The 19460-nt window shown below is 37.0% G+C and carries 21 protein-coding genes and 1 pseudogene; 17 read left to right on the plus strand and 5 right to left on the minus strand.

What is annotated here, in order from left to right; translation table 11 throughout:
- The 3 genes from hutI (at window position 1) to BKO01S_RS02970 (ending at window position 2896) form a co-directional block, all read left to right on the plus strand.
- A complete protein-coding gene (hutI, locus tag BKO01S_RS02960; RefSeq protein ID WP_066048357.1) occupies window positions 1-1254 on the plus strand; it encodes an imidazolonepropionase in 1254 nt (417 codons plus the stop codon).
- The gene (gene hutG, locus BKO01S_RS02965; protein ID WP_066048360.1) at window positions 1244-2191 is read left to right on the plus strand and encodes a formimidoylglutamase; all 948 of its coding nucleotides are present in this window, start codon (window positions 1244-1246) and stop codon (window positions 2189-2191) included. Before hutI ends, hutG begins: the two co-directional genes overlap by 11 nt.
- A gap of 63 nt (window positions 2192-2254) precedes the next feature.
- Window positions 2255-2896 carry a DUF421 domain-containing protein gene (locus BKO01S_RS02970; protein ID WP_066048363.1) on the plus strand — a complete coding sequence of 214 codons (642 nt, stop codon included), beginning with the start codon at window positions 2255-2257 and terminating at the stop codon, window positions 2894-2896.
- 38 nt (window positions 2897-2934) lie between these two features.
- Here BKO01S_RS02970 and BKO01S_RS02975 read toward each other — a convergent pair whose 3' ends face one another.
- Window positions 2935-3933 carry an LLM class flavin-dependent oxidoreductase gene (locus tag BKO01S_RS02975; protein ID WP_066048364.1) on the minus strand — a complete coding sequence of 333 codons (999 nt, stop codon included), beginning with the start codon at window positions 3931-3933 and terminating at the stop codon, window positions 2935-2937.
- A gap of 134 nt (window positions 3934-4067) precedes the next feature.
- On the opposite strand from BKO01S_RS02975, the gene BKO01S_RS02980 reads away from it, so the two are divergent.
- Together BKO01S_RS02980 and BKO01S_RS02985 are read left to right on the plus strand one after the other, a co-directional pair.
- Window positions 4068-5066 carry a glycosyltransferase gene (locus tag BKO01S_RS02980; RefSeq protein ID WP_066048367.1) on the plus strand — a complete coding sequence of 333 codons (999 nt, stop codon included), beginning with the start codon at window positions 4068-4070 and terminating at the stop codon, window positions 5064-5066.
- A gap of 85 nt (window positions 5067-5151) precedes the next feature.
- Window positions 5152-5325 (plus strand): asparagine synthase, encoded by a 174-nt coding sequence (locus BKO01S_RS02985; RefSeq protein ID WP_066048370.1) that lies wholly within the window; start codon window positions 5152-5154, stop codon window positions 5323-5325.
- Between the two features lie 120 nt (window positions 5326-5445).
- Here the strand turns inward: BKO01S_RS02985 and BKO01S_RS24560 are convergent, their stop codons facing one another.
- Window positions 5446-5616, minus strand: a complete 171-nt coding sequence (locus BKO01S_RS24560) for an SE1832 family protein (protein ID WP_198158754.1) — start codon at window positions 5614-5616, stop codon at window positions 5446-5448.
- Between the two features lie 88 nt (window positions 5617-5704).
- Here BKO01S_RS24560 and BKO01S_RS02990 point away from each other — a divergent pair, with 88 nt between their 5' ends.
- Window positions 5705-5890, plus strand: a complete 186-nt coding sequence (locus tag BKO01S_RS02990) for a hypothetical protein (protein ID WP_066048373.1) — start codon at window positions 5705-5707, stop codon at window positions 5888-5890.
- Between the two features lie 33 nt (window positions 5891-5923).
- Here BKO01S_RS02990 and BKO01S_RS02995 read toward each other — a convergent pair whose 3' ends face one another.
- Window positions 5924-6109 (minus strand): hypothetical protein, encoded by a 186-nt coding sequence (locus BKO01S_RS02995; protein WP_066048376.1) that lies wholly within the window; start codon window positions 6107-6109, stop codon window positions 5924-5926.
- A gap of 129 nt (window positions 6110-6238) precedes the next feature.
- Between BKO01S_RS02995 and BKO01S_RS03000 the strand changes: the two genes are divergently transcribed.
- On the plus strand, window positions 6239-7498 hold the full coding sequence (locus BKO01S_RS03000; protein WP_066048379.1) for an erythromycin esterase family protein: 1260 nt from the start codon (window positions 6239-6241) through the stop codon (window positions 7496-7498).
- A 42-nt stretch (window positions 7499-7540) separates the two neighbouring features.
- Here the strand turns inward: BKO01S_RS03000 and BKO01S_RS03005 are convergent, their stop codons facing one another.
- Window positions 7541-7786, minus strand: coding sequence for a YkuS family protein (locus tag BKO01S_RS03005; protein WP_066048381.1), 246 nt, complete (start codon window positions 7784-7786; stop codon window positions 7541-7543).
- Window positions 7787-7924: 138 nt separating this feature from the next.
- Here BKO01S_RS03005 and BKO01S_RS03010 point away from each other — a divergent pair, with 138 nt between their 5' ends.
- Together BKO01S_RS03010 and BKO01S_RS24215 are read left to right on the plus strand one after the other, a co-directional pair.
- The gene (locus tag BKO01S_RS03010; RefSeq protein WP_066048386.1) at window positions 7925-8305 is read left to right on the plus strand and encodes a hypothetical protein; all 381 of its coding nucleotides are present in this window, start codon (window positions 7925-7927) and stop codon (window positions 8303-8305) included.
- Window positions 8306-8346: 41 nt separating this feature from the next.
- On the plus strand, window positions 8347-8496 hold the full coding sequence (locus BKO01S_RS24215) for a hypothetical protein (protein ID WP_157077270.1): 150 nt from the start codon (window positions 8347-8349) through the stop codon (window positions 8494-8496).
- A 49-nt stretch (window positions 8497-8545) separates the two neighbouring features.
- Here BKO01S_RS24215 and BKO01S_RS24770 read toward each other — a convergent pair.
- A pseudogene (locus tag BKO01S_RS24770) lies at window positions 8546-8663 on the minus strand (acetamidase/formamidase family protein); the annotation flags it as partial.
- A 264-nt stretch (window positions 8664-8927) separates the two neighbouring features.
- Here BKO01S_RS24770 and rhaD point away from each other — a divergent pair.
- The 8 genes from rhaD (at window position 8928) to BKO01S_RS03050 (ending at window position 19260) form a co-directional block, all read left to right on the plus strand.
- Window positions 8928-9767 (plus strand): rhamnulose-1-phosphate aldolase, encoded by an 840-nt coding sequence (rhaD, locus tag BKO01S_RS03015; protein ID WP_066048389.1) that lies wholly within the window; start codon window positions 8928-8930, stop codon window positions 9765-9767.
- Window positions 9768-9989: 222 nt separating this feature from the next.
- Complete coding sequence (locus BKO01S_RS03020) at window positions 9990-11333, plus strand: sensor domain-containing diguanylate cyclase (RefSeq protein WP_066048392.1); 1344 nt, start codon at window positions 9990-9992, stop codon at window positions 11331-11333.
- Window positions 11334-11634: 301 nt separating this feature from the next.
- Window positions 11635-13260, plus strand: coding sequence for a ribosomal protection-like ABC-F family protein (gene abc-f, locus BKO01S_RS03025; protein WP_066048395.1), 1626 nt, complete (start codon window positions 11635-11637; stop codon window positions 13258-13260).
- Between the two features lie 249 nt (window positions 13261-13509).
- Window positions 13510-14688: a sulfite reductase subunit alpha gene (locus BKO01S_RS03030; RefSeq protein WP_066048398.1), complete on the plus strand. Its 1179-nt coding sequence runs from the start codon at window positions 13510-13512 to the stop codon at window positions 14686-14688.
- Window positions 14689-14997: 309 nt separating this feature from the next.
- Window positions 14998-15753, plus strand: coding sequence for a GTP cyclohydrolase II (locus BKO01S_RS03035; protein WP_066048401.1), 756 nt, complete (start codon window positions 14998-15000; stop codon window positions 15751-15753).
- Window positions 15746-16837, plus strand: a complete 1092-nt coding sequence (ribD, locus tag BKO01S_RS03040) for a bifunctional diaminohydroxyphosphoribosylaminopyrimidine deaminase/5-amino-6-(5-phosphoribosylamino)uracil reductase RibD (protein WP_066048403.1) — start codon at window positions 15746-15748, stop codon at window positions 16835-16837. Before BKO01S_RS03035 ends, ribD begins: the two co-directional genes overlap by 8 nt.
- Before the next feature lie 86 nt (window positions 16838-16923).
- Window positions 16924-17508 carry a TetR/AcrR family transcriptional regulator gene (locus tag BKO01S_RS03045; RefSeq protein WP_066048404.1) on the plus strand — a complete coding sequence of 195 codons (585 nt, stop codon included), beginning with the start codon at window positions 16924-16926 and terminating at the stop codon, window positions 17506-17508.
- Window positions 17509-17883: 375 nt separating this feature from the next.
- On the plus strand, window positions 17884-19260 hold the full coding sequence (locus BKO01S_RS03050; protein WP_066048408.1) for an APC family permease: 1377 nt from the start codon (window positions 17884-17886) through the stop codon (window positions 19258-19260).
- Window positions 19261-19460 lie beyond the last annotated feature (200 nt).

Here is a 19460-nt window from a genome sequence, read left to right on the forward strand (position 1 = left end):
ATGTATGATTTACTATTATTTAATATCGGACAGCTACTTCTACCGGCTTCCACATCTCGTCCACTAAAGGGCGAAGAAATGAAGCATCTACAGGTCATTGAGAAAGCGGCGATGGCTGTAAAAGATGGAAAGGTTGCATGGATTGGTCAATCAGAAGAAGGGGAGAAGCTGGAAGCGATTTCTTATCTAGATGTACAGGGCAAAGTCGTATCCCCTGGTTTAGTAGATCCACATACACATTTCGTATTTGGAGGATCCCGTGAAAATGAATTGGCATTAAAGCAAGCGGGGGTTCCTTATTTAGATATACTAGCCTCTGGTGGCGGAATTCTATCTACCGTCCAATCTACGAGAAATAGTACCGAAGAGGAGTTGTTTTTGAAGTCCTCCTTTCATCTAGAACGGATAATTTCTTACGGTGTAACAACGGTGGAAGGAAAAAGCGGCTATGGACTTGATCGAGAAACGGAGCTTAAACAGTTAAAGGTAATGAAGAAACTTCAGGAAAAGTATCCAATCCGAATCGTTTCCACTTTTCTAGGTCCTCACGCTGTTCCGCCTGAGTTCAAAGGGAAAAGTGATCTGTTTCTAGAAGAAATGATCTCAATGTTAGAGGAGATAAAAGAACATTCACTTGCAGACTATGTAGATATTTTTTGTGAAACGGGTGTTTTCACCGTCGAGCAATCTAAAGCATTTTTAGAAGCAGGGAAGAAGCTCGGTTTTGGCATGAAGATTCATGCAGATGAAATTGATTCTCTAGGTGGAACCGAGTTAGCGGTAAAAGTAAGAGCAACCAGTGCCGATCATTTGGTAGCTGCTTCTGAAGAGGGAATTAAACAGTTGGGCAAAAGTGATACAGTGGCGGTATTATTGCCTGGCACTACCTTTTACCTCGGGAAAGAGCAGTATGCAAAGGCGAGAAAAATGATTGATACAGGAGTAGCGGTTGCATTGGCAACGGACTTTAATCCTGGTAGCTGCGTAACGGAGAATCTTCAAATGATTATGTCCTTAGCGGCATTAAAGTTAAATATGTCGGCGGAGGAGATTTGGAACGCCGTTACAGTAAACGCTGCCTTTGCCATTGGGAAAGAGGATGTGGCTGGAACGCTGACTACTGGTGCACAGGCCGATTTTGTAGTATGGGAGATACCCAATTATCAATATCTTCCGTATCATTTTGGAGTGAATCATGTACACTCCGTCTATATCGCTGGGGAAAAGGTACGGAGGAAGAAATATGAGCTTTGAGTATGTAAACTTTGGGAAAGAAGCTATTTTTCAAGATCGACATGTGACAAAGGTTTCCGAAACAATCTCTCCGTTTGTTTTAGGTGATAAAGGACAGATTGGCATAATTGGTCTTCCTTTATCAAAAACATCCATTTCCCTTTCGCAGGCAGCTGAGGCACCGCAAAAAATTCGCTCTCATTTGAAAAGCTTCACCACTTTTTCTTCTGAAGTAGATCAAGACTTTAATTATGTGAAAATTATAGATTTTGGTGATTGTCTAACTCATCCAACTGATTTAACTGAATCTACCGAACGGTTGTATAAAAGTGTGTCAGACATGCTTGAGGTTAATGCTTGTGAACGGTATGTTCTCTTAGGGGGTGACCATGGAGTCACTTTTCCATCGGTTCGTGCCTTTTCTGAAAAGATGGGTCGAGTAGGAGTCATTCAATGGGATGCCCATCATGATGTACGAAGCTTTGAAAATGGCGGAAGAACAAATGGTACTCCTTTTCGAAGCTTGATTGAAGGTGGACATCTAAAGGGAGAGCATCTAGTCCAAATGGGAATTAGAGATTTCTCCAATTCGAAAGTTTATCATGATTATACAATAGAAAAAGGGATACATGTTTACTCAATGGGTGCCATAGAAAAAGTAGGATTGCCTTCAATTCTTTCAACCGAATTGACTCGGTTAGAGAAAGAGGTAGATTGCATTTACTTGTCCGTAGATATGGATGTCGTGGATCAAGCCTTTGCTCCTGGCTGCCCCGCCGTTGGTCCCGGTGGCCTGACGAGTAGAGAACTACTTACTTCAATAGAAATTGCTGCTAACCATCCAAAGGTAATGGCAATGGATATTGTTGAAGTCGACCCATCAAAGGATATCCGGGATATGACGACTAGGCTAGCTGCATATATAATGATAAAGTTTATGTATCTTCCTATTTATTGAATTAAAAGCTAATGCCTTAGGAAAACTATTCCCAACGAAATTCGACAACGAGGAGGATGAATGTTGGAATATAGTTGGGTATGGAAAGCAGTTCTCATTGTTCTTGTAGGTACCTTTCTTTTACGTGTAGCAGGACGGAAGTCAATATCACAAATGACTCTTGCACAAACAGTCATTATGATTGGGTTAGGTTCACTTCTAGTCCAACCGGTTACTGGAAATGGATTATTTGAAACCTTTGGTGTTGGTGGAGTTCTTGTGGCAACTCTTTTTGTTATGGAGCTTCTTCAGGTGAAGTCGGATAAATTTGAAAAATTCATTACTGGTAAAGCAAAAATACTAATTGAAAAAGGACAATTAAATGAAAAAAATATAAAGAAGGTTCGAATGACAGTTGATCAGCTTGAAATGTCATTAAGGCAAGCAAATGTTAGTAAATTAACCGATGTGGAATGGGCTACACTAGAACCAAATGGACAAATTGGTTTTATATTAAAACCATCGGCACAGCCTGTTACCACTAAGCAATTTGAATCTCTACAACAAGATGTACAAACGATCAAGACTTTTTTAGAGGCACTTGTATTATCAGATACTAGTGCTCCGAAACGTCCGAAACAAGAGGCTTCACAAACCGAAAATGAATTGTTTAAAGAGGTAAAAAATAAGGACCATGATTATAACGTACCGAAGCATCTACAATAGTATAAAAGGAGCTGCTAGTAAGCAACTCCTTTTTATTATTATTTTTTTAAAGCTTCTGCTACAATTTCGTAAGACTTCAGTCTTGCATAATGGTCAAAAATTTGTGTGTGAATCATTAGTTCATCCGCCTGTGTCTCATTTAAAAACTCTTCGATCTTTGCTTTTACCATGACCCGGTCACCAACAATTGGTTCACCAAATTGCTGTATGAGAGTTGCCTTTTCATAAGGACTCCAAACCTCATCCATATTATCTACTGGTGGTGGAAGCTGACCAGGGGTTCCTCTTATGAGATTAAGAAATTGCTGCTGCATGCTTGTCGCTAGTTTTTTCGCTTCTTCGAAAGTATCTGCAGCAACAACATTTGCAGCCACCATTGCATAAGGCTTGTCTAACACTTTAGATGGACGGAAATGCTCTCGGTACAATTGCAAAGCAGGTAAGGTATATAAGGGAGAAAAATGACTAGCAAAGGCAAACGGAAGCCCTAGTTGTCCAGCTAGCTGCGCACTAAATCCACTGGAACCTAATAGCCAGATAGGAATTTGTTGTCCTTCTCCAGGAAAGGCACGAACCCTTTTATCACCACTTGGTAGGAAGTAGGATTGTAATTCCTCAAGCTGTTCAGGGAAATCATTCCCATCACTTCTTCGATCTCTTCTAAGTGCATGTGCCGTGACTTGATCTGTCCCTGGAGCGCGACCGAGTCCTAAATCAATTCGCCCAGGAAACAATGCGTCTAGTGTACCAAACTGTTCTGCAATGACAAGGGGAGCATGGTTAGGTAGCATGATTCCACCTGAACCAACACGAATGGTTGAAGTATGTCCTGCCACATGAGAGATAACGACTGATGTTGCGGCACTTGCAATCCCTGGCATATTATGATGCTCTGCTAGCCAAAAGCGATGATAACCCAATGATTCTACATGCTTTGCTAGAGCGGCTGAATTACTTAAAGCTTGTGAGGCAGAACCTCCCTGTACGATGGGTACTAAATCCAATACAGAAAGAGGGATGTTTCTATAATCACTCATATTTATCATCTTCTTTCGTTTTCCTAAATAATGAACAGTTGTATTTTAGCAAGTAATTGATTTTTATCAAAATGATTTGCTTCATAAGTATGATAAAATCATTTTATTGAAATTAAGTATTGGGGATGAAACAAATGACAAAAGTCGGTTTAGTAATGAGAAAAATACAGTATAGTGAAGCGCAGGGTCCTCGCATATTTGCTGAACGTTTAAAAGCAATTGCCAGTGAACTCGGAGTAGAAATCGTATTCATTTCCCCTGAAAGACATGTAAGTGGATATGATTGGCTTCCAGGATATGAACATGAAAAAGGAGATCTTGTCAATTATGATATCGTCTTAGACCAAATCTATTCCCAAAATATTGACCATGTGATATATACGGTCTCAGGGTTTACCTTTTTAAAAATGTTCTTAAAAAATAGTGTTTTATTTCCACATAGCTTTCCAGATCCAGCGCTAACGGGATATGAAATGATGAAGCCATTTTACTCGATAGTAGACAAGGCTATCGTCCAAACAGAATTTTTAAAAGGAGAAATGGCGAGGAATTTCGGCGTTCACGATGTGACAGTGATACCGATTGGATTCAATGAGGGGCTTGCAAACAAGTACTATGATCCCTCACAAGTAGTAAACAACCGTCTCCTTTGGATTGGAAGAGATGAAGAGAACAGGCGTCCAGATCTCGTGATTGATTATGCAAAACAAAACCCTCAAACGGAGGTTTATATGGTTTTTGGTGGGGAGCGCTATAGAGAAAGTATGAAGAAATATGATATCCCATCAAACGTAAAGTTAAAGTTTGCACTTACACAAGATGAGGTCTTTACTTTGATGAACTCATCCAAGGTGTATTGGAGCAGTTCAAGGTTTGATACTTTTGCCATGCCACTAACAGAGGCGCTTGCAATGGGCAAGATTGTTGTAAAGCCAGAACATCCTTGCTACAACCATATAAGTGCACCACACTCATTTGCTGGTAATGAGAAGAATTGGTTTGAGCTTGTGAACATGGCATTAAGTTCTCCTATTCAATCGTCTAGCTCCAATCGGGAATATGCGTTTAGTGCATTCTCTAGTACGGTGATGAAAAAGGGATATGAAAAGTTTTTCGAGAGCTGGATCAAATAAAGAAGAAAGCATAACAACCCAACCGAAGAGCACAATAAGAAGGGTGTTACATCACCAAATAACGATGTGTGGAGGGATTTGAGCGATGAATATACGCGAAGGGTTAATTCCAACTGCATTAGGTTCTGCTGTGACTGCCACTGGGTATGCATTGAAACAAAAACGAGGTTCAAACAAAATGGTTGCGAATACCGTTTTTGGTTTCGGCTTAGCACATATCGTCTTAGGGGTTATTGACCTAGTCCAACACCGTCGTTAATAGGGACGAGCAGCGAATGCTGCTCGTTTTTTAAGTAATCACTCTTTTTATTTACAATAATATTATTATGTAAACTAAAATGATTTGACGACCAATTGGACGAACCACTTTTTTTGTTTATTAGTCTTCCATGGAGTGAAAGTACGCTAACTCTGATTCAATTTCCTGAAGTTTTGTTTCCAGCTGTTCGATCGATTGATTAAAGGTTTCGAGCTTCTCAATATCGTTTTGAATTTGTACATATTCAATTTTAAGCTCTGATATCTTTTGTTCAATTTCTTGATTTGTCATATTTACACCACTTTCTCTTTTCATATGCATAGTTTTAGTGTAGCGCAGAAACCTATAATGTACAAAAAACAAAGTAGGAGGTAGTAATATGAGTGATTGGAATGAACAAGGAGCACCAAATAATAATCTTTCTCCTAAAACCATTCGTACTTCTAATCTTGTCGGAAACAATCCTTCTAACTCACATGAGTTTTCAGAAGAACTAGCAGATGGCGGAGAAAGAGATGATATCATTAATAAACAGTTAAAAAGCCATCAGCCAGGTATGGGCTGATCTTTAGTCGTGGAGCACCCTTATTGGGTGCTTTTATAAGTTTTCATTTTGCTGTTTAATTTCATCTCCAGTGATCATTTGATTGGCCACTTCTTGATCCTTGTGTTCATCAACTGAGTCCCCGGGGATATTTTTTAAATTAGGAAAGTCTCCTCCATTTTGGATGGTTACTTGATTTTGCCTAGCTGCATTGGTTAAGTATTCGTTATTTTTTTTCAACCATATCAACTCCTTTTTTCAATAGCCTTTGACAATTTTCCCTAGCTTATGCTTTTTGAGTTCTGCAGGATTTTCCATGCTAGTTCATCTTTTATAAGGAGAAAATAAAAATAAGATAGGAGGGTACATATGAGAATAACTGACAAAAGGATTAAAGATATTGAAAATCATTCCGTTCGTTTTGATTCTTATGAGGGTTTATCAGATATTGTTGATAAAGCTGGTGAAGCAGACTTTGTTTTATTAGGAGAGGCAACCCACGGAACAAGTGAATTTTATACTGTTCGTGCTGAAATCACTAAGAGATTAATTGAAGAAAAGGGTTTTTCCTTTGTGGCCGTCGAGGGAGATTGGCCCTCATGTTTTACGGTTAATGAATATGTGAAGGGCTACCGGGATGGGGAGCTGAGGGATGCCTTTACAAACTTTAATCGATGGCCTACCTGGATGTGGGCAAATGAAGAAGTATTAGATTTTATTGGTTGGCTAAAGCAACATAATGAAAGGAAACAAGCTCAAGTAGGTTTTTACGGAATCGATGTGTACAGTCTTTGGGAGTCAATGGATGAAATTATTCATCAGCTAAAAACAGTTGCACCTTCTCTTGTGGAACCTGCAAAAAAAGCATTCGAATGCTTTGAACCATTTAATCGTAAAGCAGAAGACTATGCAGTGTCTGCCGCTTTTTATGGCGAAGGCTGTACAGAAGAGGTGCTAAATGTTTTAGTGACTTTACAACAAAATAAGCACAAATATGATGGAGATCACGAGCAAAGCTTAAATATAGACATAAACAGCTTGGTCATGTTAAATGCAGAACGATATTATCGCGCCATGGCTAAAAGGGGCCCAGATGACTGGAATATAAGAGATGGACATATGGTAACAGCGATTGAAAAAATCAGAGCCTCCAATCCAAAAAATTCGAAATGTGTGGTATGGGAACATAATACCCATCTAGGGGATGCTCGTGCGACAGATATGGCGAAGGAAGGATTAGTAAATGTAGGTCAATTATTACGAGAGAAATATGGAAATAGTGTGTACGCGGTTGGATTTGGTACGCATCGTGGAACGGTTATTGCGGCACGCGAGTGGGGTGGAACCGTTGAGGAGCTTCCTGTTCCGAATGCCAGGAAGGGCAGCTGGGAGTATTTACTCCATGAAGCGGGTCCTTTTAATAAATACATTGTATTTGATGAAAAGAACAGAGAACTGTTTAATGATGTCATTGGACATCGTGCCATTGGCGTAGTATACAATCCAGAAGTTGAGCATTTAGGGAATTATGTCCCAACAAGAGTCTCAGAACGGTACGATTGTTTTATACATGTGGATGAAACAAAAGCATTAGCACCGATGTTTACAAAACAAACGGTTAAAATATAAAATCGGTTGGGTTCTCCCAACCGATTTTATATTGTTTCTTGCTTATCTTCCTACTCTTTCGTCCACCTGACGACATACTTCATCGGCTGATAAACCGTTAGCTTCAATTACTGGTCCTTGAATGCTAGTATCTGACATTCCCATTACATTTGAGTCTAAACCTGTAACTACGCAGCAATCACAGCCTTGAACATCAGCCTCTTGCTTTAGTTCAACCACATCGTATCCCTTATCACGAAGGGCACTTGTGATATTTGATAAAGATTCCTCAACTCCAACTCTTGGCATATGTACCACCTCCTCCAACTCTAAGTTTCCCAATTGGTTTCGGTTTAATTCCATCATTTAAAGGTGCTTTATAAATCCCTATAAGGTAACAATAAAAATAACGGTTAAGTTTAATTTGTATAAAGGTGTGATTACTAAATGAAAGAATCAAAAACAGTAATAGATATACAAGTAAGAAAGGAAATAGAAGAGGCAATAGAAACAATAAAATTCACGAAAAACTTTCGATCGGCTACAGCGGAAGAGTGGTATATATTTATGAAACATTACGTGGATCCACAGAGTGGGGGGGCGGCTGGTAAAGTGATTATTCATTACAACTTATATGGAAACAAAGAGATATTTATCAATACGACTATTATTTTTGACGACCATAGACTCTTTGATCCATCACTTCATTCACTAGTTTACAGTGTTGCAGATGAAGTCGTAAATCGACTGGTTGGTTATGCGGATACTCTCTTGTCTGTCCATGCAGGACCAAATTCATATCAGGCAGAATACAAATCAAATTCATAAGAATCTGAGGTTATCACATAATATAATGGGAGGTGAAGGATTTGAAAACGAAGGACGATTTTTCAAAAGGGGCAAAGATTACGGATGATGGTCATACATTTGGGCCACCAAACGGTGGAAGTGTCAACCATCATTCTCCACAGTCTGTTCCAAATACTGAAGTAGCTAAAACCGGAAAACAACAAAAGTAATTAAATAAGAAAACGGAAGCATGTATTGTTACTTCCGTTTTTTTGATTTATCGAATGAAGCCATTAGACATTCAATAGCTGTTCCAGAAACCTCCCCGTCTCCTTGGACTCCATGACCGTCTCCAAGTGAAAACCAGTGCTCCTTTAATAGAAAAAGGCAAAAACAACTACAGGAAACCGTGTAGATTCTTATTATTCAATGGTATTTTATGAATCATTGTTTCACTCCTCATGTTATTCTGTTTTACATATTCTTGGTCTACCGATTAAATTGTGTTTGTATGGACTTTTGACAGAAATATGAACAAAACAAAAATAAACAAATATTTATTGTTTTGTTTTATTGATTTTACTTTTGTTTCAGTTTATTATAATAGTATAAACAAATAAAAACAAAAGTCATAAAACAATACTGAAAACAGGTGATTATAATGAATAAAGATATTTTACAATCAAAATTTGTTAAGGAAATGAAAGATGCGACAGCTAACTTATACCGTTTAGGTTGGGATGAAAGAAATGGTGGCAACATTAGTTATCTACTTACAACTGAAGAAGTATATCCTTATTTAGATACAGAAACAGAGGTTCGTACAATACCAATGAATTTCGATGCTTCGTCTCTTGCAGGGAGATATTTTATCGTAACTGGTTCAGGGAAATACTTTAAAAACGTTACAAATGACCCTGCAGTTAACCTTGGATTAATTCGAATCACTGGGGACGGAAGACATTATGACATTCTTTGGGGCTTTGAAGATGGTGGTGTAGCAACGAGTGAATTACCGACTCATTTAATGAACCATATGAAACGCTTGGCTGTAGATCCTAACCATCGTGTAATCATGCATTGCCACGCGACTCATTTATTAGCAATGACTTTTACCCACAGTCTCGACGAGAAGGACTTTACAAAAACTCTTTGGGAGATGTGTACAGAATGTATCGTTGTTTTCCCTGATGGGGTGTCTATTATTCCTTGGATGGTACCAGGAACAGATGCAATTGGCGAGGAAACCGCTGAAAAGATGGAAAATGCAAGACTTGTACTATGGCCACACCATGGAGTATTTGGAGCTGGAACAACAATCGACGAGACATTCGGATTAATTGAAACTGCTGAAAAGGCAGCTGAAGTTTACACAATCATTTGTTCACAAGGTGGAAAGAAACAGACGATTACAGATCAACAGCTTCAAGATCTAGCTGATGCATTTAAAGTTACTCCAAAAGTTGGAATATTAAAATTAAATCATGTTAACAATCAATAAATAGAAGAACCATTTGTAAGCAGTAACCTTACAAATGGTTTTTTGTTTGTATTTTAACACGGCATTATTTTTCAGAATCACAACTCTTGTAAATGGATCTTTCTTAGAAGATATTAAGTAGTAATAGAATTTATTTCCTATACTATTTATAGGTCTTTTATACTAAAATGGATATATAACTAAAAAATACTAATTATTTATTTTTAGAGAAGGGTGAATAGCATGAGTAACATGAATCCATTCTCGTTATTTGATTCGAAGGCAATTCTAACTGAGGACCTACTTAACTTATTTGAAAATGAAAAACAACTTCGCTTTCTTATTGACATGATACAAGAGTTTATCGTTGTCAAAGATGGATTTGGCAGGTGGTTAGTAACAAATCTAAAAGTTTTAGAGGCTTATGAGATAGAAGAAATCGACTACCGAGGAAAAACAGATTTGGAATTAGCAGAACTAAAACCAAAATTTAGAGAGTCTTTTGAATTTAACATGAGTACTGATGAACATGCTTGGAAAAAAGGTTCAGCGATAAAAATTGAAAAAACCATTATGGGTGAAGTATGGGAAGTCATCAAAACTCCTTTTTTTGATGACTTTGGTGAGCGACATCATTTAGTCATTGTTAGTAGAAACATAACCGAGCGGAAAAAGGCTGAGGCTAAGCTTCAAGAAAGTGAGAGGAAGTACCGATTAATTGCTGAAAATATGAAGGATATTATTATTACGGTTAATGAAAAAGGAAACGTTCAGTACACATCTCCTTCCTTTGAACATATACTTGGTTACTCTGCTGAGGAGTTCATTGGTAAACCATTGCTTCCAATCATTCATACCGATGATGCAAGGAGAATGAAGCAAATGATTGAAGATATTGTTGATAGCAATATTCTGAAAAATAAGATTGAATGTCGAGTACAAAAAGCTGATGGAGAGTATATATGGTACGAATCTGTTTGCTCTGGTGTCAATAAAGATAATGGCGTATTTGATCATATTATTATATCGGCTCGAGACATCACTGATCGGAAAAATAATGAATCATACCTAGAAAAGCTTGCTTACCAAGATGCGCTAACAGGTGTTTATAACAGACGCTATTTAATGGAAAAACTCCCGAACATACTAGTAGACTCTGAAATAAATGGTACGAAGGTAGGTTTTATTTACCTTGATATTGATTCATTTAAAGATATTAATGATACGATGGGGCATGAAAAAGGGGATCAATTACTGATTCAATTCGTAAGACGGGTTCAGTCCAATCTTCGATTCACGGACCCAATCGTACGAATTGGGGGAGATGAGTTTATTGCGATAGTTCTTAACTTACCAAGTGATCATTATATTATTCCTATCGCGGATATGTTATGTGATTCTTTAAAGAAGCCGTGGTTGTTAAATGGCCAAACAATTGAAGCATCCTCATCGTTGGGAGTTGCGGTTTACCCTAAGGATGGAGATAGTGTGCCAAGTATATTATCAAATGCGGATAAGGCTCTCTATAAGGCAAAGCTCAAAGGGAAGAGCAGGGTTGAATTTTATAAGGACGAGTTGAAAAAATAAAGGCTTAGCAAGGGGCCTTTATTTTTTTTATGGAATAAGTTAATAAATAATTAAAATATGCTATAATTTTACATATAGCTAGAAAGGGATGATGGGTGAACGATGAAGAACTAATCTTTATTTTTAACGTTTGAAATTCTATATTTCAAATCACACAAAAAATAGGATTAGTCTGCCCATGACCTATACGTTGCCAGCTTTTTACGGAAAAGCTTTATTTGATTGTGTATGTTACGACTAATCCTTCCAATTCAGATGGGAGGATTTTTTTATTCTCCCTGTAAACCGAGGGGTTGATATAATGAGAGAACTTTTAAAATGTATAGATGTTAGCTATGAAATCAACGACGTGATTCTTTTTAAAGATGTAAATGTTCATGTTCATGAAGGGGATGTTATAGGTATTATAGGAAAAAATGGTGCTGGGAAGTCCACCCTATTACATGTTATATCCAACCATTTAGCTCCTACTAAAGGACATATTCAGTGGGTAGAAGGAAAGGTAAATATGACCTTAGTCGAACAAGAAACGGAAGTCTTTTTTGTGGAGGGAGAGTCACCTGTTTTTAACAAAAAATGGACAGTGCCAATACACACGGATTATTCAAATCTAAGCGGTGGGGAAAAGCTAAAGTATCGATTAGCACATGGCTTTTCTAAAGAATCTGACCTTTTGTTATTGGATGAACCTACCAATCATTTAGATAAACAAAGTATACAGCTCTTGATCGAGCAAATAAAAAATTATCAAGGTTCAATAATTCTAGTTTCACATGATCGGTATTTTTTAGATAAAATCACTACAAAAATTTGGTCTATTGAAGGAACTAAAGTTTTTGAACATAAAGGAAATTATTCTAGTTATATATCAGCTCGTGAACAGAAAAGACTATCGCAGCAGCGAGAATATGATAAACAACAAAAAATGGTGAAACGAATGGAAGCCCAAATGAATGAGCTCACTTCTTGGTCACAGAAAGCACATGCACAGTCCACGAAAAAGGAAGGATTTAAAGAATATTACCGTGTAAAAGCAAAACGGATGGATGCCCAAGTCAAGTCAAAACAAAAGCGTCTTGAAAAAGAGTTAGAAAAAACGAGAGTGGAGCGCGTTGAACCAGAGTATGATGTCCGTTTTTCGATTGCAAATCATAAAAAGGTTGGAAAACGTTTTTTAGAAGTGAAGGACTTAACAAAGAATTTTGAAGGTCGAGTGTTATTTCAAAATGTCAATTTTACCATTCTTCATGGTGAGAAAATTTCTATAACTGGTCTGAATGGAAGTGGAAAAACAACTTTGTTAAACATTCTGCTTGGTCAAGAAAGGGCTAAAGGGGAAGTATGGATTTCTCCGTCAGCAACGATTGGTTATTTAACGCAGGAAGTCTTTGATTTACCATTAGAAAAAACACCGGAAGACATTTTTTACAAGGAAACCTTTGAAGCTAGAGGAAAAGTTCAAAATCTAATGAAGCATTTAGGTTTCACAGCTTCTCAATGGAAAGAACTCTTAAAGAATATGAGCATGGGTGAGCGGGTTAAGTGTAAACTGATGAGATATATTCTAGAAGAAAAAGATGTACTCATATTAGACGAACCAACTAATCATCTTGACTTGCCTTCCCGAGAACAGCTTGAAAGGACTTTGGCAGAGTATAGTGGTACGCTACTAATGGTTTCACACGATCAATACTTCCTTGAAAAGACGACGAATACAAAACTTGTTATTGAAAATCAGACTATTCATAAGCAAATAAGTGACGAAACATATAAAACGAGCAATAAAGACGAATTATGCTTGAAGCTTGAAACAGAGAGACAAGAAGTTCTTGGGAAACTTAGCTTTTTGACGCCTAAAGATCAAGCCTATAAAGAATTAGATACTAGATTTAATGAACTTACAAGAAGGTTAAAAGAGCTTACTTGATCGTAAGTTGGTTAGGAGACAATGCCTGAGATCTTTTAATAAAGCAAAATTTGAGAGCCTTTCTCATTAGAGAGGTTCTTATTTGAATTTCCATGAAGGTAATCTTATAATGTGACTAGTACCATACATTTGGTACTATGCTATAATCATCATCATATTACTAATAATCAGAGACTGATAAAAATAAGTTTCTGAAAAATTAAAAAATGTTATAATAGTATTGTTATACAAATTTGTGAGGTGGCGAACATGCAACGAACTGCAGATAAAATTTCAGAACAAAAAAAGGAAGAGACTATGGCTTATTCAAGAACTAATCCATTTCAAGCAAAGGTTCTTAAAAATATTAATTTAAATGGACCTGCTTCAAATAAAGAAACAAGACATATTGAGTTATCGTTAGAAACTTCTGGCCTTTCCTATGTACCGGGAGACTGTCTTGGGATTTTTCCGCAAAATGATCCTGATTTAGTTGCTTCTATTCTTGAGGATATGAAGTGGGATGCAGAAACGCCTGTAATTATTGATAAAGCGGGTACAACACAACCACTAAAAGAAGCTTTATCTACTCACTTCGAAATTACTTTATTAACCAAGAAGATTTTACAACAAGCTGCGGAACTAACAGAGAACGAAGAGCTAAAGAGGTTAGTAGCCGCTGAAAATATAGCTGAATTAAAGGAATATGTAGATGGACGTGACTTACTTGATTTGTTACATGACTTCGGACCATGGAACGGATCAGCTCAAGAAATCGTATCTCTTTTAAGAAAATTACCACCTCGCCTTTATTCTATTGCAAGCAGTTTTGTTGCTAATCCTGGGCAAGTACACTTAACAATTGGTGCTGTAAGATATACAGCACATGGTCGTGATCGTAAGGGAGTATGTTCAGTACAATGTGCGGAGCGATTAGATGAAGGGGATACGATTCCAGTTTTTATTCAACAAAATAAGCACTTTAATCTTCCTGAATCTGGTGAAATAGATATTATTATGGTTGGACCAGGAACAGGTATTGCTCCTTTCCGTTCATTCATTCAAGAACGTGCTGTCAATAAAGCTTCAGGTAAATCATGGTTATTCTTTGGGGACCAACATGCTGAAACTGATTTCTTATACAAAGAAGAGTTAGAAGGCTATGTAAAGGAAGGTTCTTTAACAAAGCTAGAAACGGCATTTTCTCGTGATACAGAGCAAAAGGTGTATGTACAACACAAAATGCTTGAAAATAGTAAGGAAATTTATCAGTGGCTTGAAAAAGGTGGATACTTCTATGTATGTGGAGATAAGACCTATATGGCTAAGGATGTACATGAGGCTCTGATTACCATTATTGAAACGGAAGGTTCGATTACCCGTGAAGAGGCTGAAAGCTATTTAAATGATTTGAAGAAGCAAGGTCGTTACCAACGCGATGTTTACTAATTAATAGAAAGAGAGCCATTCGATCATTCGAATAGCTCTTTTTAAGTTGAACTTTATGAACGTAGTTCCTATTTTTCTCTGGGATCAAGTGTGTTATAAATATCCAAGTAGAAAATCCTTGTGGTATAAATATACTGCATGGATTTTTTTGTTTTTCTCGTTAGAGACAAAAACCTAATTGTGGGATAATATTTTTACTATTTATTAATCATACGGTTTTGGAAAAAACTTACTTGACGCTAGTTTATTATAATATTATAAATAGAAACAATATAATAACAACTGATTTAATGAAAAGGGGTTACCTATTTGACACAGACAAAATTTGACTCGAGAGTTCTTTCTATACTAGAAGATAAAATCCAATTAATTAGAACGGATAAAGGAGCAATCTATTTAGTAGGACCGATAAAGCTACCGGTTAACCTCTATGGTGAAACAGTCGTTTTTCAATGGTATTGTTGGTTAAATTGTGATGAAGTAACAGAAGACTTCGAAAGAGTTATTAATAAATTATCCTCTGTTAATTTAGCAGAACTACAGCAATCGAGCGTACTAGCATATGGAGATTTTGCTTATGGGGACGAAGCAATTATTCGAATGCATTCTATCTGTCATACCGGAGATATTTTCGGCAGCAAGCGATGTGATTGTGGGTACCAATTAAAACAATCAATGAAAATGATTGTCGACCATGGAACGGGAGCATTATTTTACTTAGCCAACCATGAAGGAAGAGGGATTGGTTTATTTAGTAAAGCAATGGCCTATATTCTTCAAGAAAATGGGTACGATACGGTTGATGCCAATGAGAGTCTTGGATTTGTGGATGATTCGAGAAATTATTCTGATGCCATTCACGTACTTAAGGCACTTCGTTCTAAACCAGTTACACTTATGACAAATAATCCTAAAAAGCTAGAAGCTTTAAAAAATGCTGGGTTAACAGTCTCAGACAGAAAGCCTTTATGGGGAGATGTATCCGAGTACAATGAAAATTATCTTCAAACAAAAATCAAACGTTCCGGCCATTTAGAAGAAGAGGGGAATTGTCCAAATGACTAACGATGAATTTTATATGGATTTGGCATTGAATAATGCCGTAGCGATGAAAGGGCAGACCGATCCTAATCCATTAGTTGGATCGGTAATCGTCAATAATAACCGGGTAGTAGGGATTGGTACGCATTTAAAAGCAGGTGAACCGCATGCTGAAATCCATGCATTACGAATGGCGGGTGAACAAGCAAAAGGCGGAACCATCTACGTAACGCTTGAACCATGCTCTCATTATGGGAGAACAGGTCCTTGTGCAGTCGCGATTGTAGAAGCAGGTATTAAAAAGGTGGTTATCGCTACCCTCGACCCAAATCCTGTTGTTTCTGGTAATGGTGTGAAAATCCTAAAGGATGCGGGAATTGAAGTAGTTGTTGGGGTAGGAATGGAAAAATCTCAACGAATGAATGAAGTATTTAATAAATTTATTGTTCAAAAAAAGCCGTTCGTTACATTAAAATCAGGAATTACACTGGACGGAAAAATTGCGACACACTCCTCTGATAGCAAATGGATTACTTCAGGGGAGGCTAGAGAGGATGTTCACCAACTAAGAAATCAAAACATGGCCATATTAGTTGGAGTAAATACCGTAATTAAGGATGATCCGGAATTAACAGCTCGTATCCCAAATGGACGCAATCCTATTCGAGTCATTATGGATTCAACCTTAAGAATTCCTCTTGAAGCTAAGGTAATAACAGACAAACAGGCAGAAACATGGGTTTTTACTAGTGAAGCCTACGACATAGAAAAGAAAAACGTATTAGAATCCTTAGGAATAACTGTGTTTCATACTTCTGGAGAAAAACAAGTAAATCCAAAGGAAGTGGTTAGCCTATTAGGTGAAAAACTTGTATCTTCCTTATTTATCGAGGGTGGAGGAGGAATTAATGCTTCTTTCTTTGAAAATCAATTGATTGACAAAGTTGTTCTTTATATGGCACCGAAATTAGTCGGTGGAAGTCTATCTCCCTCGTTCCTAGAAGGTACTGGAGTAGATAAAATGAAGGATGCTGTAGAGCTTTCCAATGCTTCAGTCACACAAGTGGGGAAAGATTTTAAATTTGTTGGGTATCCGATATATAAATGAACTTTTTGTTAGAATAAGTGACTAACATTGCCCGTTTACAGTTAAATATAGTAAAATGAATGGAGTTCATTCATTTTGAGGTGGTAATGATGAGTCACTCCAATGAAAAATATAATAAAATTTTACAAGCAGCAATTCATGTGATTTCTGAAAAGGGTTTAGACAAAACATCCATTTCAGATATTGTTAAAAAAGCTGGTGTTGCACAGGGGACTTTTTATCTCTATTTTCGATCGAAAAATGCTCTTATTCCAGCCATAGCTGAAAATTTACTCGTGTATTCACTTAGTAATATAAAAAAGAGAGTAGTAGATACATCGACCTTTTGGGAGAAAATAAAGGTGTTTATTGACGAAACGTACCGAATTACGGATGAGTACAAGGATGTTCTTGTTCTATGTTATTCGGGGCTTGCTCTAGAATATTCTTTAGAAACGTGGGAAACGATTTATAAGCCTTATTATCAATGGTTTGAGGAAATTTTACAGAATGCGATTGCCCATGAAGAAATTATTAGTAGTTTCCACGTGGAGTGGACGTCGAAAATGATTATTAACCTCGTTGAAAATGCAGCAGAGCGTTTTTATATAGCTAAAGATCAAGAAATGCAGCTTGAAGACTCAAAAGAAGAACTTTTCCGTTTTTTAGAAAGGTCATTTTCATTAAAATAAGTAAAATCCGATACACAAAAAACGACAAAAACACTGATTTTGTCGTTTTTTATTTGCCTTTTAGAATATATTCTTATTAGAAATATCTTGCAATCGCTTCCACCATGAAATAAGATAATCTCATGAAATCGCTTTCAAAAGGATGCGTAGTTGATTTATGTTAGATAGTCTAACAAAGAAGTGGAAAGACATGAAAAGTATGAGTATATTAAATAAAAAGGTTATCCATTTGCAACTTTATGAATGACGTTCAGTCATTTAAGGAAACTTAGAGAAAGGAGATGAAGAAATCATTTAGATCTTTACCAGAAGGGGAGGTTTTGCTTTTAATTTTCTAAATATTCTATAAATAATATTTTGACTGGGGGAAGATACATGACGGCTGAAAAAATTGAATTAAGAAGGTCCCTTAAGCTATCACATATTGTATTAATGGGTATTGGCTATATGACACCAATGGTTGTTTTTGATACCTTTGGTATTGCTTCGGAAGCAACAGCAGGACATGTTCCTACTGCTTACATCCTTGCTTTAATTGCCATGTTGTTAACGGCACTCAGTTATAAGCAGATGATTCAAGTATACCCAACCGCAGGATCTGCGTATACCTACACTCAAAAGTCAATCAATTCCCATTTAGGCTTTCTAGTTGGATGGGCAGCTTTAATGGATTATCTATTTTTACCGATGGTCAATGCCCTAATTTTTCAAATCTATTTATCTTCAATCTTTCCGGCCGTACCAGAGTGGATTTGGGTAGCAGGATTTGTTATGGTAGTAACCTTCTTTAACTTAATGAGTATTAATTCAACGGCAAACTTTAATACTTTCTTAGTGATTCTTCAAGGAACGATTATTTTATTATTTATTGGAGTCGCTATTAAATATTTATTAAGTGATGGTGGTGTAGAACAAGCATTCTCCGTTCAGCCATTTTTTGAACAAGGGTTAGACTCATCCCTTCTCATTGCTGGTGCGACGTTAATGTGTTTTTCTTACTTAGGGTTTGATGCGGTGGCTATGCTAGCAGAAGAAACACCTAACCCGAAAAAGACGATTCCAAAAGCCATTTTTCTCACAGCGCTATTAGGTGGATTGATGTTTATTGTCACCTCGTATTTTATTCAACTCGTTTTTCCTAATCCACAAGACTTTACTGACCTAGAAGCCTCATCTCCAGAAATTGCTGCCTCGATTGGAGGGTCTTTATTTCAGATTATCTTTATTGCAGGTGGAATAGCTGGAACCCTTTCATCTGGTATTGCTTCTCATGCAAGCGTGTCGAGGCTGCTGTATGTCATGGGTAGAGATAAGATCCTGCCAGAGAAAGTCTTTGGGTATGTACATCCGAAGCTTAGAACTCCAGCATTAAATATTATCATAGTTGGAATTGCTTCTCTTTCCGCCATCTTCTTTAGCTTGGCAACAGCCGCATCATTTATAAATTTTGGAGCTTTGATTGCTTTTACATTTGTTAATTTATCAGTTATTGCCCACTATGCTTTTAAGAAAAAGCAATATACAACACTAAAGGGCATGTTTTCATATATCATTATGCCATTGCTAGGTGCCGGCGCGATACTGATTTTGTGGTTAAACCTTGAAAAGAGCTCTCTTATTCTTGGAGCTGTATGGCTGGCCGTCGGACTTTTGTATTTATTGTATCTCACAAGAATGTTTACTAGAAAAGTTACTACTATCGAATTTAATGAAATGGAAGAACTTGAGCCAACTACTTTCATTAAGATGTAAGTCTTTGTCTGAAATAGAAGAAGGGGTGCGAGAAGAAAGTCATGCACCTAAACATAATAACAACCAGCCCCTTCCATTTGTAAAATAGTTGAAGATATCACTTGATATTTTTTTGATTTTGAATTATATTCAGATTATTGAAAATAATTTTTAGGTTGTTATTTTTTTAAGTGTAAAAATGAATGACAGTCATTCATAAT

This window comes from Robertmurraya korlensis NBRC 107688, from assembly GCF_001591645.1.
Taxonomy (GTDB): domain Bacteria; phylum Bacillota; class Bacilli; order Bacillales; family Cytobacillaceae; genus Robertmurraya_A.